Raw genomic sequence first — 15,200 nt, 5'->3', positions numbered from 1 at the left:
GTTCACTTCGCCTCCGCTTCGCTCCGGCGTGCGCGCGGGCCTTCTCGGCGCCGCCCTGCTCCTCCGGTGCTCGCTTCCTCCTGCGCCCGTTGCTCGGGCTCGTCCTGCTCGGCGGGACCTGCCGCCCGCCCGTCCACCGGCATCGTCAGGTGCACCTCGGTGCCCTCTCCCGGTGTGCTGCGCAGCCGCACGGAACCGCCGTGCCGGTCCATCCTGCCGTGCACCGAGTCGGCGAGGCCGTGCCGGTCGGTGGGAACCGCATCCGGCTCGAAGCCGACGCCGCGGTCCCGCACGAACACGTGCACCTCTTCCGGCTCCACCTCGGTGTAGACGCTGACCTCGCCCACCTGCGCGTGCTTGGCCGCGTTGACCATCGACTCGCGGGCGGCGAGCACGAGGGCGCGCAGCCCGTCGTCGAGCGGGCGGTCGCCCACCACGACCGGGCGCACGTCGATCGCGTAGGTGTCCTCCACCTCGGCCGCGGCGCTCGTGATCGCGTCGGCCAGTCCCGCGTCGAGCGCCGGGTCGCCGGACGCGCGCCCGGAGCGGCCGTACCCGGCGGGGCCGTACAACCAGTGGCGCAGCTCGCGCTCCTGGCCCCGCGCGAGCCTCAGCACCTCGCGAGGCTGGTCGGACTGGCGCTGGATGAGCGCCAGCGTCTGGAGCACGGAGTCGTGCAGGTGCGCGGCGATCTCGGCGCGCTCGGTCTCGACGATGCGCTCGCGGCGCTCCTCGCCCAGCTCGCGCATCAGGCGCACCCACCAGGGGATGGTGAGCACGCCGACCCCGAGCAGCGTGGCGAGCACCGCCAGCAGCCCGAACTGCACTTGCGAGAGGTCCAGGTTGCCCAACAGGAACACCCCGATCCCGGTGGCGACGAAGAGCGCGCCCGCGAGCACCCGCCACAGGGCCGCCCGGCCGGTGCCCGTGACGCCGGTGACGCCCGAACGCGCGCCGGCCGTCCAGCGCCTGCGCTGCGACTCGTCGGCCTCCCGCCAGACGACCGCGGCGCCCACCGCCGCCACGCCGAGCGGACCGACGATCCAGCCGACGACCGTGTTGCCCAGCGCGGCCGCCGCGAGACCCGCTCCGATGCCGAGCGCGGCGAGGCCGAGGGCCTGCTGGCGCTCGGTGCGCCCGAGCGCGCGCGGGACCTCCGTGGGCTCCAGGCGCACGAAGATCCAGAGCAGCCCGTAGGCGATCACTCCGGCCCCGTTCACCGCGGCCAGCACGACGAACGCCGCGCGCACCCACAGGACATTGACGCCGAGGTGGTCGGCCACGCCCCCCGCGACGCCGGCCACGAGCCGGCCGCCCCGCCTGCGCGCGAGCGGCGGTGTGCCCGACGGCGACACCGCGGGCGGCGGGACGGTGGCAGGAGCTGCGATCACACACCCATGGTCACACGCGGGGGAAGTGCGGACATCGGGGAAACCTCCGGGGCTTCTCGGGGCCATCCCCCATGCTCGGGGCGCGCCACGGCGGGCAGGCTGTGTTGCAGTGGAGGTGGGGACATGACTCGGACGGACGTCCAGGACACGCTGCGGGAGATGTGGGAGACGCGGCCCGCACGGCCTCGGAGCGACCGCCAGGTGGCAGGGGTGGCAGCGGGGATCGCGCGCCGCTACGACCTCGACCCGGTGCTGGTGCGGGTCGGGTTCGTGGTGGCGGCGTTCTCCGGGATCGGCGCGGCGCTCTACATCGCGGGCTGGATACTGCTGCCGGACGAGCCCGCCGGTTCTGCGGCACCGGCCCGTACCCGGCTCAGCAAGTTCCTCGTGGTCGGCTTCGCGATCGCCGCGGCCATCACGGTCGGCTCGCTGTTCGGGGGCAACGGCTCCGACGTGGTGCTCCCGCTGCTCGTCGTGGCCGGCCTGCTCTACCTGCTGCACCGCAGCCGGGGCAAGCTCGGCACCGGGGCCACGGCCTCCGAGGCGCCCACCGTGGCGACGCCGGCTACGGCCGGTGGCCCCTCGCTGGTCAAGGACCAGGCCTCCCCGCCCGCGTGGGACCCGCTCGGCGCGGCGCCGTTCGCCTGGGATCTCCCCGAGCCGTCGCCCGCACCCGCGCCCCCGCCACCGCGGCGGCTGCCGGTCACGTCGGTGACGCTGGGCCTCGCGCTGATCGCGGGCAGCGCCACCGCGGTGATCATGCTGTTGGCCGGCGTGCTCACACCGGCGAACCTGGGGGTGCTGCTGGGGGTCGTGCTCTCCGTGCTGGGCGCAGGGCTGGTCGTCGGGGCCTTCCTGCGGACCGGGCGCGGTCTCATCCCGTTCGCCCTGGTGCTCGCCGCCCTCACCTGGGCGGTCGTCGCCGCGCCGCTGGACCGCTGGCGGGGCGACGGCTGGGGCGAGCTGAGCGCCGCGCCCACCACCGTCGCCGCGCTGCAGCCGAGCTACCAGCGCACGGCCGGTGAGATCGACCTCGACCTGCGCAACCTGGACCTGAGCGTGCCGCCCGACGGCAACACCTCCCCGGTGCGTACGCGGGTCGAGCTGGGCGCCGGCGACGTCCTGGTCCAGGTGCCCCACACCGCGGACCTCACCCTGACCGGCAGGCTCGGTCTGGGCGACCTGTCCTTCGGGCCGCGGAGCGAGGAGGGGCCCGACGCGCACCTGCAGGTGATCGACGACCTCGGCAGCGACGGGGTCCGCAACGGAAGGCCGCTCGTCCTCGAGATCGAGGCGGGCGCGGGCGATGTGGAGGTGCGCCGTGGCTGACGGCACGGGTCAGGAGGTCCGCAGGCGCGGGCCGGACGTGATCACCCTGATCGTGGGGGTGCTCACGCTGGGCATGGCCACCAGCGCGTTCGTCGGCCAGGTGCCGACGCTCGCCGGCATCGACGCCCGGTGGCTGCTGGCGGCGGGGGCCGCCGCGGTCGGGCTGCTCCTGCTGGTCGGCAGCCTGCGGGGGCGCAGGCGTTAGACGACCGTGGCCGGTGCTGGGGAGCACCGGCCACGGTCACGGGCCGCTGCTGGGGAGCGAGCGGCCGGGAGGGCGGCACCGGGATCCGGTGCCGCCCTCCCGCACGTCCGACGGTCCCGTTACTCCCACTCGATGGTGCCGGGCGGCTTGCTCGTGACGTCCAGGACGACGCGGTTGACCTCGGCCACCTCGTTCGTGATACGCGTGGAGATCCGCTCGAGCAGGTCGTAGGGCAGCCGGGTCCAGTCGGCCGTCATCGCGTCCTCGCTGGACACCGGCCGCAGCACCACCGGGTGGCCGTACGTGCGGCCGTCACCCTGCACGCCCACGCTGCGGACGTCGGCCAGCAGCACGACCGGGCACTGCCAGATGTCGCGGTCCAGCCCGGCGTAGGTGAGCTCCTCGCGGACGATCGCGTCGGCGTCGCGCAGGGTGGCCAGCCGCTCGGCGGTGATCTCCCCGATGATCCGGATCCCGAGGCCGGGACCGGGGAACGGCTGGCGGTGCACGATGGTCTCGGGAAGGCCGAGCTCGGCGCCGACCCGGCGCACCTCGTCCTTGAACAGCGCCCGCAGCGGCTCGACCAGGGCGAACTCGAGGTCCTCCGGCAGCCCACCCACGTTGTGGTGGCTCTTGATCGTGGCCGTGCCCGACCCGCCGCCGGACTCGACGACGTCCGGGTAGAGGGTGCCCTGGACGAGGAAACCGACGTGTTCCTGCTCGGCGACCTCGGTGGTGGCCGCCTCGAACACCCGGATGAACTCGCGGCCGATGACCTTACGCTTCTCCTCGGGATCGGTGATCCCGGCGAGCGCGCCGAGGAAGCGTTCACGGGCGTCGACGGTGTGCAGCTTCGCACCGGTCGCCGCCACGAAGTCGCGTTCGACCTGCTCGCGCTCGCCCGAGCGCAGCAGACCGTGGTCGACGAAGACGCACGTCAGCTGGTTGCCGATCGCCCGCTGCACGAGCGCGGCGGCGACGGCGGAATCCACGCCGCCGGACAGGCCGCAGATCGCGCGGCCCTCGCCCACCTGCGCCCGCACCGCGTCGATCGTGTCGTCGATGATCGACGCCGTGGTCCAGCCGGGTGTGATGCCCGCGACGTCGTGCAGGAACCGGCGCAGCACCTCCTGGCCGTGCGGCGAGTGCCCGACCTCGGGGTGGTACTGCACCCCGGCGAGGCGCCGCACCGGGTCCTCGAACGCCGCAACAGCGGCGCGCTCCGAGGACGCCGTGACCGTGAAGCCCTCCGGCGCCTGCACGACCGAGTCGCCGTGGCTCATCCACACCGGGTGCCGCGCGGGCAACCCGTCGTGCAGCGTGCTCCCGCCACCGCAGAGCGTCAGCTCGGTGCGGCCGTACTCCCGCGTGCCGTCCGGGGCCACCTCGCCCCCGAGCGCCCGCGCCATCGCCTGGAACCCGTAGCACAGCCCCAGCACCGGGATGCCGGTCCGGAACAGCTCGGGGTCGACGCTCGGCGCGTCCGGCGCGTACACGCTCGACGGTCCGCCGGAAAGGATCAGCGCCGCCGGCTTGCGCGCGACGATCTCCGACACGGGCATGTCACCCGGCACGATCTCCGAGTACACCTGCGCCTCCCGCACCCGGCGGGCGATCAGCTGGGCGTACTGCGCGCCGTAGTCGACGACGAGGACGGTGGGAGGCTGCACCGCACCAGGGTAATCACCGCTCCCGCCGCGGGCCGCCGCCCGCCCGAGATCGCGGTGAGAAGCACACCACCGCTGTGCGGAGGACCACGACGTACGCCTCGCACCGATCACCGCCCGATGATCGAACCGAGCCGCACACCACCGCCGCCGAACGACACGGACGTGCGCCTCGCACCGATCACCGGCTGCCGATCGATCCGGGAAGCACACCACTGCGCGAGCACGACGCTGGCGCGCTTCTCGTACGGATCATGGCCGGTTGATCGGTTCGAGAAGCACACCAACGGGCCGGCTTCAGCGCACGTGTGCGGCTCGGACTGATCAGCCGCGGTGCCCGGCCGAACCAGCGGTCTCGTGGCGGCAGCATTGATGTACGGGTCGAGCCGATCAACCCCCACCTCGGGGCCCGAAACCACAGCGATGGTGCGCGAATCGGAACGATCATGTGTGCGAGTGCGAACGTTCCGGCCGGATCGGGAACCGCGGCGGCCGCGCTGCCGTCCATGCAGGCCATGAACCTCACCCAGCCCTTCCGCGGCTCCGAGGCCGTCGCCGCCGGCCTGCTCACCCACGCGATGCTGCGCGGCCCGCGCTTCCGCCGCCTGTTCCCCGACATCTACGCCCCCGCCGACGCCGAGGTCGACCTCGAGCTGCTTTCCCGGGCCGCCTACCTCCTCGTCGCAGGCCGCGGCGCGCTCGGCGGGTACTCGGCGGCCGAGCTGCTCGCGGCGTCCTGCGGGCCGCTCGGCGCGCCGGCGGAGGTCGTGGCGCCCCATCGCATGCGGTCGCGCCCGGGGCTGCTGGTCCGCCAGGACGAGCTCCCGCCCGACGAGATCGAGGAGGTCGGCGGCGTCCTGGTCACCACGCCCCAGCGCACGGCGTACGACCTGGGCCGTCGCGGCACGCTCCTCGAGGCGGTCATCGCCGTCGACGCGCTGAGCAACGTCCACGGGTTCGACCCCGCCGAGGTGCTGCTCCTGGCCCGCCGCCACCTGGGAGGGCGGGGCAGCAGGCGGCTGCCCCGCGTGGTCGAGCTGTCCGACCGCCGCTCCGGCTCCCCGATGGAGACACGCCTCCGTCTCGCCCTCGAGTTCGGCGGACTGCCGGAGCCGGAGCTGCAGCATCCGGTCGGCCCGTACCAGCTCGACCTCGCCTACCCGGCCGTGCGCATCGCCGTCGAGTACAACGGCGGCGACCACCTGGACCCGGACCGCGCGCTGCACGACCTGCAGCGCGAGGCGTACCTCACGGCTGCCGGGTGGGTCGTCATCCGGTTCGGCGCGTACATCGTCATCCGCCGACCGGATTGGGTTGCGGACAGGGTCCGCACGCGCCTCGTCGCGGCCGCGGCGTCCGCCGGCCTGCCCCTGGAGGCGCTCGGTGCGGCCTGATCGCCGCGAGTCGCACACCGGCAACCCCCAGCCGCACCCCTGATCGACGCGAGCCGCACGTCAGCGCTGCCACCGCCACGCTGAGGTGCGGCTCGGCACGGTCACCACACGTGATCTGTCCGAGCCGCACACCATCCCGGCCGCAACGACACTGCCGTATGTCTCGACACCATCAACCGGCTCGATCCATCCGACCCGTACACCAGCGCGGCGGCCGCCACCCGGACGTGCCTCTCACAACGATCAAGGCGGCGGCATCGGCCCGCCACCCGATCGATCCGAGCCGCACCCCGGGGCGGTGACGACCACCCTCGCGTACGGCTCGCCGTGATCACCAGCCGTGATCCGTCCGAGCCGCGCACCACAGCTGCCGCGACCGCCACGCCGTACGTCTCACGACGATCACAGCGGCGGGCGGTTGATCGATGCGAACCGCACCTCTGCGCGGTGACGACCACCCTCACGTACGCCTCGAACCGATCAACCACCGTGATCGGTCCGAGGCGCACGCCACGGCGGCCGCGACCGCCGCGTCGTGCGTCTCGGAAGGATCTTCTGGGTCGGCCGATCAGCCGCGGACCGTCAGGCCCACGCGCTGGAACTCCTTCAGGTCCGAGTAGCCCGTCTTGGCCATGGCCCGCCGCAGCGCGCCGAAGAGGTTCACCGTGCCGTAGGGGCTGGTGGCCGGGCCGAAGAGGACGGTCTCCAGGTTGCGCTCGCCGGGGGCGAATCCGGTGACCTCCGAGCGGGGCAGGGACGGGTGGGCCACCGAGGAGGTCCAGTACAGGCCCTGACCCGGAGCCTCGGCCGCCTCGGCGAGCTGCTCGCCGAGCATCACCGCGTCGGCGCCGCAGGCGATGGCCTTGGCCATGTCGCCCGAGCCGGCCATGCCGCCGTCGGCGAGCACGTGGACGTAGCGGCCGCCCGTCTCGTCGAGGTAGTCGCGGCGGGCGGCGGCGGCGTCGACGATCGCGGTGGCCATGGGCACGCCGATGCCGAGCACGTCGTCGGTGGTGGTGGCCGAGGACTCGCCGTACCCGACGATCACGCCGGCCGCGCCCGTGCGCATCAGGTGCATCGCGGTGCGGTAGTCGCCGCAACCCCCCGCCACGACCGGGACGTCGAGGGAGTTGATGAACTCCTTGAGGTTCAGCGGCTCCCCGTCGGACACGTGCTCGGCCGAGATGATGGTGCCCTGCACGAACAGGATCTCGACGCCACCGGCGAGCAGGTCGGGGGTGAGCTCCCGGGCGCGCTGCGGGCTCACGCGCACGGCCACCGTCACACCGGCGTCGCGGACGGTCTTCAGCGCCTCGGTGAGCAGGTCGGGCTGGATCGGCGCCGAGTGCAGCTCCTGCAGCAGCCGGACGGCCGCGGACGGGTCGTCGTCGGTGGCCGCGTCCAGGACGCGCTCCAGGGCGCCGTCCGCGTCGGCGTGACGCGCCCACAGCCCTTCGGCGTTGAGCACCGGCAGACCGCCGAGCTGCCCGATGCGCACCGCACTCGCCGGCGACACGATCGCGTCGGTGGGGTGGGTCACGAGCGGGATCTCGAACGGGTACGCGTCGAGCTGCCAGGCGGTCGAGACCGCCTGCGAGCTCCGCGTCCGCCGGGACGGAACGATCTCGACCTGCGACAGGTCGTAGCTGCGACGGGCCTCTCGGCCCATCCCGATCTCCACGAGGTCACGCACGGGTGACCACAGTAGAGAGCCTGCCCGGGGCCCTTGTTAACGGGCCGAGTAGTTGGGCGCCTCCACCGTCATGGTGATGTCGTGGGGGTGGCTCTCCTTGAGCCCCGCGGCGGTGATCCGCACGAGCTGCGCCTGCTGCAGCTCCTCGATCGTCTGCGCCCCGGCGTAGCCCATCCCGGAGCGCAGACCGCCCGCGAGCTGGTGCACGACCTGCGACAACGGCCCGCGGAACGGGATGCGGCCCTCGATGCCCTCGGGCACGAGCTTGTCCTCGCTGAGCACGTCGTCCTGGGCGTAGCGGTCCTTGGAGTAGGACTTCGAGTCGCCGCGCGAGCGCATCGCGCCGAGCGAGCCCATGCCGCGGTAGGTCTTGAACTGCTTGCCGCCGACCAGGATGAGCTCGCCGGGCGATTCCGCCGTGCCCGCGAGCAGGCTCCCGAGCATGACGGTGGACGCGCCCGCCACGATCGCCTTGGTGACGTCACCGGAGTACTGGATCCCGCCGTCACCGATCACCGGGACGCCGGCGGCGGCGCACGCCTGGGCCGCCTCGTAGATGGCGGTGATCTGCGGCGCACCGACGCCGGCCACGACGCGGGTGGTGCAGATCGATCCCGGGCCCACACCGACCTTCACCGCGTCGGCCCCGGCCTCGACGAGCGCCGCGGCCCCTGCCCGCGTGGCGACGTTCCCGCCGACGACGTCGACGCTGTGCCCCACCTCGGCCTTCAGCTTCGCGACGGTCTCGAGCACCCGGCGCGAGTGCCCGTGCGCGGTGTCGACGATGACCACGTCGACGCCGGCGTCGACCAGCGTCATCGCGCGCGCGTAGCCGTCGTCGCCGACGCCCACCGCGGCCGCGACGACGAGGCGTCCGTCCGGGTCCTTCGTGGCGAGCGGGTACTTCTCGGTCTTGTTGAAGTCCTTGATGGTGATGAGCCCACGCAGGATGCCGTCACCGTCGATGATCGGCAGCTTCTCCAGCTTGTGCCGGCGCAGCAGGCCGAGTGCGGCCTCCGCGGTGACGCCGACGCGCGCGGTGATCAGCGGCGTCGGTGTCATGACCTCGTGGACGGGGCGGGAGTGGTCCATCTCGAACCGCATGTCGCGGTTGGTGATGATCCCGACGAGGTGCCCGCCCGCGTCGGTGACCGGCACGCCGGAGATGCGGAACTTGGCGCAGAGCGCGTCGACGTCCGCGAGGTCGTCCTCCGGGGAGCACGTGACCGGGTCGGTGACCATCCCGGCCTCGGACCGTTTGACGACCTCGGCCTGCGCGGCCTGCTCCTCCGGGGAGAGGTTGCGGTGCAGCACACCGAGACCACCCGCACGCGCCATCGCGATCGCCATCCGCGACTCGGTGACGGTGTCCATCGGCGACGACACGATCGGCACCCGCAGCCGCACGCGGCGGGTGACCTGGGTGCTCGTGTCCACCGAGCTCGGCACGACGTCGGACTCCGCCGGGAGCAGGAGCACGTCGTCGAAGGTCAGGCCCACCATCGCGAACTTGGGGGGCAGTTGCGTTGCGGCCTCGGTCGTCATAGCCACCATCCTGTCTCTACCCGCACGCCCGGATTGCCCGCACGCCCGGATCGCCTGCACGACCGGATCCGCTGCAGAGACCCGTTCACCCATCGTATCGGCGGGCGAGCCTGCGACCGCGGGGTGAGGGGGAGGTCGTCACCACACCGATCCGGTGCCGACTCGCCATGCGCTCGCTCCGACCGGTCTCACGTGCGGGTATCGTGAGGTTCGTGTCACGTGATGCGCTGCCGCCGGACCCGTTCGCCGGGGATCCGCAGGACCCCGCGCTGTCGCTCGACGGCGGCCCCGAAATCGTCGACCAGGACGTGTTGAGCGAGGCCGAGCGCGACGAAGTGGTGGCCGACCTCGCCGACCTGGCCGTCTACCAGGCGTTGCTGGAGGCACGCGGAGTGCGCGGCATCGTCGTCGACTGCGGCGACTGCGGCGAGCAGCACTTCCACGAGTGGAGCCTCCTGCGCGCCAGCCTCCAGCAGCTGCTCGACGAGGGCCAGATGCGCCCGCACGAGCCGGCGTTCGACCCGGATCCCGCGAGCTACGTCACCTGGGAGTACTGCCGCGGCTACGCCGACGCGGTGCTCTCCGACTCCTGACGCCGCCCACCACGACGCGAAACGGCCCCCGATCCGCGGATCGGGGGCCGTTCTGCGTTGCGAGGCCGGACTCAGCCGCCGGCGGGCGGCGGCTCCGAGCCCGACGCCGTGGGCCGGTCGCCAGGAGCCGCGCCCCCGCCGCCTTCCGCCGGAGGAGGAGGCGGCGGCGTGGTCGTGGTGGTGGGGTCGGGACGGCCCTCGTTCGTGGCGCTGGGCCGGGTGCTGTCGGTGGGGTCGTCCGGTTCGCCTTCGCCGTGCCCGTCGGGCTGCGGACGACTGGTGGTGGTGCCGGCGTCGCTCTCGGGAGCGCCTTGGGCGCGGCGCGGGTCGTTGGTGGGCCGGGTGGAGCTGTCCGGCGCGGTGGTGTCGCCGTCGGGGGTGCCGGCGACGTCGGGCCCGCGGTCGGACTCCGGACGCGAGGTACCGCTCGTCGCGTCCTCGTCCTCCGGGGAGGTCGAGGTGTCGGACTCGGACGGCTCCGCGGGGTCGCGCGCGCCCTGGGGCACCGGCCGCGACGGATGCGTGGACAGCGGGCTGGCCGGGTCCGCGGACTGCCCCGGCGGGGTCTCGGCCGCCTTGGCCTCGAGGAAGTCCTGGGTCTCGGCGAGGTCGTCCTGGCCCTCCTGGGGGCGGACGGTCTGGAGGTCCTCCTGCGCCCGGGCGAGCTCCTGGGCGGCGAGCATCGGCTGCCCGGCGACGAGTGCCGCCTTCGCGGCCGCGATGCGGTCCTCCACCCGGGACGCCGCCACCACCGACTCGGCACGCTCGGAGTAGAGGACCTTCGACACCCCCCACAGGGCGTCGTCGGGCTGGGCGTTGTACGAGGTGACGGAGACGCCGCCGATGACCAGCACGAGGAACGCGGCGGCTGCGGCCACCGGCACCAGGTGGCGGGCGCGTGAGGACGGCGGGCGCGCGGCGACGACCGTGGAGACCGCCGTGTCGACGTCGACGAGCTCCGGGATCGGCTCGGCGTCCACGTCCGCCTTCCAGGCGGCCAGGATCGCGGCGACCCGGTCATCGGCGTCGTATCCGCCCAGCCCCGGGGAGGACACCGACATCCCTGCGGCCAGAGCGTTGATGAGCTCGTCGTCGGCCTGGACGGCGACCAGGTCGACGGGCTCGGCGAGGTCGTCGAACGGGACCGGCTGCGCGGACCTGCCGGAGGGCCGGACGCCGTTCGTACCGTTGTGAGGACGGCCGTCGTGAGGACGGCGGCCGCCGTCGAAGGGGCCGCTACCGGCCCCGAACGTCCTGTCAGGCACTCAGACCACCTCCTCCTCTGGCATCGACTTGCGCAGGCGGGCGAGCGCCCGGTGCTGGGCCACGCGCACGGCTCCCGGGGTGGAGCCGACGGCTTCGGCCGTCTCCTCTGCGGAGAGACCGACGACCACGCGCAGCACGAGGATCTCCCGTTGCTTGTCGGGGAGTGTGTCGAGCAGCTTGCCCATCTCGCCCGACAGCTCGACCCGGAGCGCACGCTGCTCGGGCCCGTCGGCGACCTCGATCGCGTCGGGGACGTCGGCGACCGGCTCCGACCGGTTCCTCGTGGCCGCCCGGTGCGCGTCGATCACCTTGTGAGAGGCGATGCCGTACACGAACGCCAGGAACGGTCGTCCCTGGACGCGGTACCCCGGCAGTGCAGTGAGCACGGCCAAGCACACCTCCTGCGCAACGTCGTCGGCCGAGACCGACGACCGGTCCACCCGGCCGAGCCGCGCCCTGCAGTAGCGCACGACCATGGGCCGGATGATGGCGATCACGGCCCCGACGGCCTGGGGGTCGCCCGTCATGGCGCGGGCCACCAGTTCGTCGGGTACCTCTGTCGTTTCACTCATCGCAGACCGTGGTGCGGGCGTTACGGAACATGTTCGGCATCATCCGTTCGTGAGGCTGCTCACGGAGAGTGCTCAACCGTGCCCTCATTCCGGACCACCGTAGCGAAGACGCGCGACGGTCCGGGACGGGCTCCTCCTCGGATGGGAAGACGAACGGGAGCGGGGTTCCGTTGCCGGGTCAGCCTGACGACCACCCGATCGGGGGCCTCTTCCGGGCCTCTATCGGGTGGTGCGGTCACCGTGGGGAGTGGACACCGCGGTGACGCGGGTGTGCGAGGTCGAGCAGGGTGAGGGGCCCGCCCGAACGGGTGTGCTGCCTGCCCGGGGCCGGAACCGGGACCACGGCGGGTGACGCACGGGGGCGCCGGTACCGTCGGGCGGTGGCTCCGCGGCGACGCGGATCCCCGTCCGGACCGGGCGCCCCGTGGCCGGCGGGAGCGGAAGGGCACGAGGCGACCACCGACAGCGACGACAGCCGCAGGCGCAGCACCTGCGCCGCACGCTCGGCATGCGGGTCGTCGCGGTGGTGTCCGCGGCCGGCCTGCCCCGACGTGCGGGGACCAGGCGGCCGCGATCCGCCGACGGATCGAGGGGCACCGATCCCTGGCGCCGCAGCGCCTGAGGTGGATCGGTCCGACGAGCCGGCGGACCGCCCACAGGGGCGAGATCGGTTGGTGTCCCGAGCCGGAAGTCCGGTGCACGGATCGGCGGATCCAGGGGAGCTGGGCCGTCGATCTATGTGGTGGACCTTCGGTTCGCCGACCCTAGGACACGAGCCCGCGGCGGAAGCCGTGGGCGACGGCCTGGGCCCGGTCGCGCACGCCGAGCTTGCGGAACAGCCGGCGGGCGTGGGTCTTGACCGTGTCCTCCGACAGGTAGAGCTCGCGGCCGATCTGGCCGTTGCTCTTGCCCTGGCTCATGCCGCGCAGCACCTGGAGCTCGCGCTCGGTGAGCTGCACGCCGGGATCCGTGGGCGCGCGGGGCGTGGGCACCGCCGTGCTCGCGAGCGTGTGCGCGAGCGCTGCCACCAGTTCGGGACGCGAAGCGTCCCACCGGAGGTAGCCACGCGCACCGCCTGCGATCGCGGCGGCAATGCTGCCCGCGTCGTCGGGGGCGCCGAAGACGATGACGTTGGCCTGCGGGTGGGCGGCGACGAGCCGCCGCGTGGCCTCGACTCCCGTGGGCACCGCCCGCTGGGTACCGACGAGAACCACGTCCACAGGCTGACGGGAGAACCTTGCCAACAGCTCGTCCCCGTGCGCAACGCAATCGATCCGGTGCACCCCCGGCACCGCGGACATCACGCGGGTCAGGCCTTCGCGGACGCTACGACGATCGTCGCAGATGAGTACCGTCGTCACGACGATTCCTTCCTGCAGCTTCCTGCAGCCGGGTGATGTGTCACCCCCCATATCGGCGGGTGACAGGTTCACCTTGACACGATCAGGGCCGTTTTGTGCCCTCCATTCGGGAGTGTTGCGCCGAGTGGCACTCGTCATGTGGGTGACGTAAGACCGAATGGCTTAACGAGGTTACCGGGAGCTGAGCGGAGGCACCCCCACCCTCCCTCATCGGGTGCCTCCCGACAGGGTCATGACGAGCAACGATGACGCTCACCGTGGCGATGGCGGCGTGTCGTCGGCGTGGCGCGTCGCTCGTCCATTCGTTCGCCGATCGCTGCGCCATCCGGGGAGCGTGCTCGTTTGCGCCAGGACCACCCTCCGAGGAGGGTTGCCACGCGGCGGTGCGCCGATCGCCGCGGTGCGGTGGAAGCCCCTCGACGAACGAACGGCGCCCCCGTCGGCTGGTGCCGACGAGAGCGCCGTTCGGAACTGCGGAGATGCGCTCGCTCAGTGGCCGTGACCGTGGCCGTGACCGCCTGCGGCGGGTGCCGCGGGCGGCTCGGGCTTGTCGACGACCGCGCTCTCGGTGGTGAGCACCATGCGGGCGATCGACGCAGCGTTCACCACGGCGGACCGGGTGACCTTGACCGGGTCGATGACGCCGTCGGCCAGCAGGTCGCCGTAGGTGAGGGTGGCGGCGTTGTAGCCCTGCCCCCACACCTGCTCGGTGACCCGGCCGACCACGACCGCGCCTTCCTGGCCGCCGTTGGCGGCGATCCAGAAGAGCGGCGCGCTCAGCGCGCGGCGCACGATGGCGACGCCCGTGGCCTCGTCACCGGTCAGGCCGAGGCCGTCCTCCAGGGCGTTGGCCGCCTGCACCAGCGCGGAACCGCCGCCGGGGACGATGCCCTCCTCGACCGCGGCCCGGGTGGCCGACACCGCGTCCTCGATGCGGTGCTTGCGCTCCTTGAGCGCGGTCTCGGTGGCGGCGCCGACCTTGATGACGGCGACGCCGCCGGAGAGCTTGGCCAGCCGCTCCTGCAGCTTCTCGCGGTCCCAGTCCGAGTCCGAGGCCTCGACCTCGGCCTTGAGCTGCGCGATCCGCCCGTCGATGGCGTCCTTGGTGCCGGCGCCCTCGACCAGGGTGGTGACGTCCTTCGTGACGACGACGCGACGCACCTTGCCGAGCAGGTCGAGCCCGGACTCGGACAGCTTCAGGCCGACCTCGGGCTTGATCACCGTGCCGCCGGTGGCGATCGCGAGGTCGTCCATGAACGCCTTGCGGCGGTCGCCGAAGAACGGCGACTTGACCGCGGCGACCTTGACGGTCTTGCGGATCGAGTTGACCACGAGGGTGGACAGCGCCTCGCCCTCGAGGTCCTCGGCCACGATCAGCAGCGGCTTGCCCTCGCCGAGGACCTTCTCCAGCAGCGGGAGCAGGTCGGCGATCGCGCCGATCTTCTCCTGGTGCAGCAGGACGTAGGCGTCCTCGAGCACCGCCTCCATCGACTCGGCGTCGGTGACGAAGTACGGCGAGAGGTAGCCCTTGTCGAACTGCAGGCCCTCGGTGATCTCCAGCTCGGTGGCGAGCGTGGAGCCCTCCTCGACGGTGATGACGCCGTCGGCGCCCACCTTGTCCATGGCCTCGCTGATCAGGGCGCCGATCTCCTCCTCGCGGGAGGCGATGGTGCCGACCTGGGCGATGGCCTTGCCCTCGACGGGGGTGGCCTTCTCCGCGAGGAAGGCGGAGACCTTGTCCGCGGCCGCGGAGATGCCCGCGCCGAGCGCGGACGGGTTGGCGCCCGCCGCGACGTTGCGCAGGCCGGCCGAGACCATGGCCTGTGCGAGCACGGTGGCCGTGGTGGTGCCGTCGCCGGCCACGTCGTTGGTCTTGGTGGCGACGGTCTTCGCGAGCTGGGCACCCAGGTTCTCGAACGGGTCTTCCAGGTCGATCTCACGGGCGATGGTGACGCCGTCGTTGGTGACGGTCGGCCCACCGAACTTCTTGTCCAGCACGACGTGGCGGCCACGCGGGCCCAGGGTGACCTTGACCGCGTCGGCCAGCTGGTTCACCCCGCGCTCCAGCGCACGGCGCGCCGTCTCGTCGAAGCTGATCTGCTTCGGCATGCCTGCCTCTCTCGTTCAGCGGAAACGACGCCGCCCCGGCGGCCCACTCGGTCGAGGGACCACCGGGGCGGCGGC

General features: G+C 72.9%; 13 protein-coding genes. 4 read left to right on the top strand and 9 right to left on the bottom strand.

What is annotated here, in order from left to right:
* Positions 1-2: 2 nt before the first annotated feature.
* Entirely contained in the window at positions 3-1,457 is a 1,455-nt protein-coding gene (locus CFP66_RS20910) for an ATP-binding protein (protein WP_094926803.1), read from the bottom strand.
* A 57-nt stretch (positions 1,458-1,514) separates the two neighbouring features.
* On the opposite strand from CFP66_RS20910, the gene CFP66_RS47290 reads away from it, so the two are divergent.
* Complete coding sequence (locus tag CFP66_RS47290; RefSeq protein WP_158228160.1) at positions 1,515-2,720, top strand: PspC domain-containing protein; 1,206 nt, start codon at positions 1,515-1,517, stop codon at positions 2,718-2,720.
* Positions 2,713-2,925, top strand: a complete 213-nt coding sequence (locus CFP66_RS20895) for a hypothetical protein (RefSeq protein WP_094926801.1) — start codon at positions 2,713-2,715, stop codon at positions 2,923-2,925. Before CFP66_RS47290 ends, CFP66_RS20895 begins: the two co-directional genes overlap by 8 nt.
* 119 nt (positions 2,926-3,044) lie before the next feature.
* Here the strand turns inward: CFP66_RS20895 and guaA are convergent, their stop codons facing one another.
* Positions 3,045-4,595 carry a glutamine-hydrolyzing GMP synthase gene (gene guaA, locus CFP66_RS20890; protein ID WP_094926800.1) on the bottom strand — a complete coding sequence of 517 codons (1,551 nt, stop codon included), beginning with the start codon at positions 4,593-4,595 and terminating at the stop codon, positions 3,045-3,047.
* 107 nt (positions 4,596-4,702) lie between these two features.
* Complete coding sequence (locus CFP66_RS47285; protein WP_143517324.1) at positions 4,703-5,011, bottom strand: hypothetical protein; 309 nt, start codon at positions 5,009-5,011, stop codon at positions 4,703-4,705.
* Positions 5,012-5,107: 96 nt separating this feature from the next.
* Here CFP66_RS47285 and CFP66_RS20885 point away from each other — a divergent pair, with 96 nt between their 5' ends.
* Complete coding sequence (locus CFP66_RS20885; protein ID WP_143517323.1) at positions 5,108-5,986, top strand: DUF559 domain-containing protein; 879 nt, start codon at positions 5,108-5,110, stop codon at positions 5,984-5,986.
* Between the two features lie 568 nt (positions 5,987-6,554).
* Here the strand turns inward: CFP66_RS20885 and CFP66_RS20880 are convergent.
* Positions 6,555-7,679, bottom strand: a complete 1,125-nt coding sequence (locus CFP66_RS20880) for a GuaB3 family IMP dehydrogenase-related protein (protein WP_094926798.1) — start codon at positions 7,677-7,679, stop codon at positions 6,555-6,557.
* Between the two features lie 36 nt (positions 7,680-7,715).
* Entirely contained in the window at positions 7,716-9,224 is a 1,509-nt protein-coding gene (gene guaB, locus CFP66_RS20875; protein ID WP_094926797.1) for an IMP dehydrogenase, read from the bottom strand.
* 167 nt (positions 9,225-9,391) lie between these two features.
* On the opposite strand from guaB, the gene CFP66_RS20870 reads away from it, so the two are divergent.
* The gene (locus CFP66_RS20870) at positions 9,392-9,817 is read left to right on the top strand and encodes a DUF5319 domain-containing protein (protein ID WP_094926796.1); all 426 of its coding nucleotides are present in this window, start codon (positions 9,392-9,394) and stop codon (positions 9,815-9,817) included.
* Between the two features lie 71 nt (positions 9,818-9,888).
* Here the strand turns inward: CFP66_RS20870 and CFP66_RS20865 are convergent, their stop codons facing one another.
* The 4 genes from CFP66_RS20865 to groL form a co-directional block, all read right to left on the bottom strand.
* A complete protein-coding gene (locus tag CFP66_RS20865; protein WP_094926795.1) occupies positions 9,889-11,082 on the bottom strand; it encodes an anti-sigma-D factor RsdA in 1,194 nt (397 codons plus the stop codon).
* Complete coding sequence (locus CFP66_RS20860; protein WP_094926794.1) at positions 11,083-11,655, bottom strand: sigma-70 family RNA polymerase sigma factor; 573 nt, start codon at positions 11,653-11,655, stop codon at positions 11,083-11,085.
* 764 nt (positions 11,656-12,419) lie between these two features.
* Positions 12,420-13,016 (bottom strand): response regulator transcription factor, encoded by a 597-nt coding sequence (locus CFP66_RS20855; RefSeq protein ID WP_075942692.1) that lies wholly within the window; start codon positions 13,014-13,016, stop codon positions 12,420-12,422.
* 489 nt (positions 13,017-13,505) lie between these two features.
* Positions 13,506-15,125 (bottom strand): chaperonin GroEL, encoded by a 1,620-nt coding sequence (gene groL / locus CFP66_RS20850; protein WP_094926793.1) that lies wholly within the window; start codon positions 15,123-15,125, stop codon positions 13,506-13,508.
* Positions 15,126-15,200: the final 75 nt, after the last annotated feature.

Origin of the sequence: Pseudonocardia sp. MH-G8, from assembly GCF_002262885.1 — a bacterium.
Taxonomy (GTDB): domain Bacteria; phylum Actinomycetota; class Actinomycetes; order Mycobacteriales; family Pseudonocardiaceae; genus Pseudonocardia.
Note: the sequence above shows the minus strand (reverse complement) of the source record. Positions and strands in the feature narration are given on the sequence as shown.

Excerpts from the sequence above, each read along its gene's own strand:
- CFP66_RS20910 (WP_094926803.1), bottom strand. The coding sequence starts at position 1,457 with ATGGCCCCGAGAAGCCCCGGAGGTTTCCCCGATGTCCGCACTTCCCCC.
- CFP66_RS20885 (WP_143517323.1), top strand. The coding sequence starts at position 5,108 with ATGAACCTCACCCAGCCCTTCCGCGGCTCCGAGGCCGTCGCCGCCGGC.
- CFP66_RS20860 (WP_094926794.1), bottom strand. The coding sequence starts at position 11,655 with ATGAGTGAAACGACAGAGGTACCCGACGAACTGGTGGCCCGCGCCATG.
- groL (WP_094926793.1), bottom strand. The coding sequence starts at position 15,125 with ATGCCGAAGCAGATCAGCTTCGACGAGACGGCGCGCCGTGCGCTGGAG.
- CFP66_RS47290 (WP_158228160.1), top strand. The coding sequence starts at position 1,515 with ATGACTCGGACGGACGTCCAGGACACGCTGCGGGAGATGTGGGAGACG.
- CFP66_RS20870 (WP_094926796.1), top strand. The coding sequence starts at position 9,392 with ATGCGCTCGCTCCGACCGGTCTCACGTGCGGGTATCGTGAGGTTCGTG.
- guaB (WP_094926797.1), bottom strand. The coding sequence starts at position 9,224 with ATGACGACCGAGGCCGCAACGCAACTGCCCCCCAAGTTCGCGATGGTG.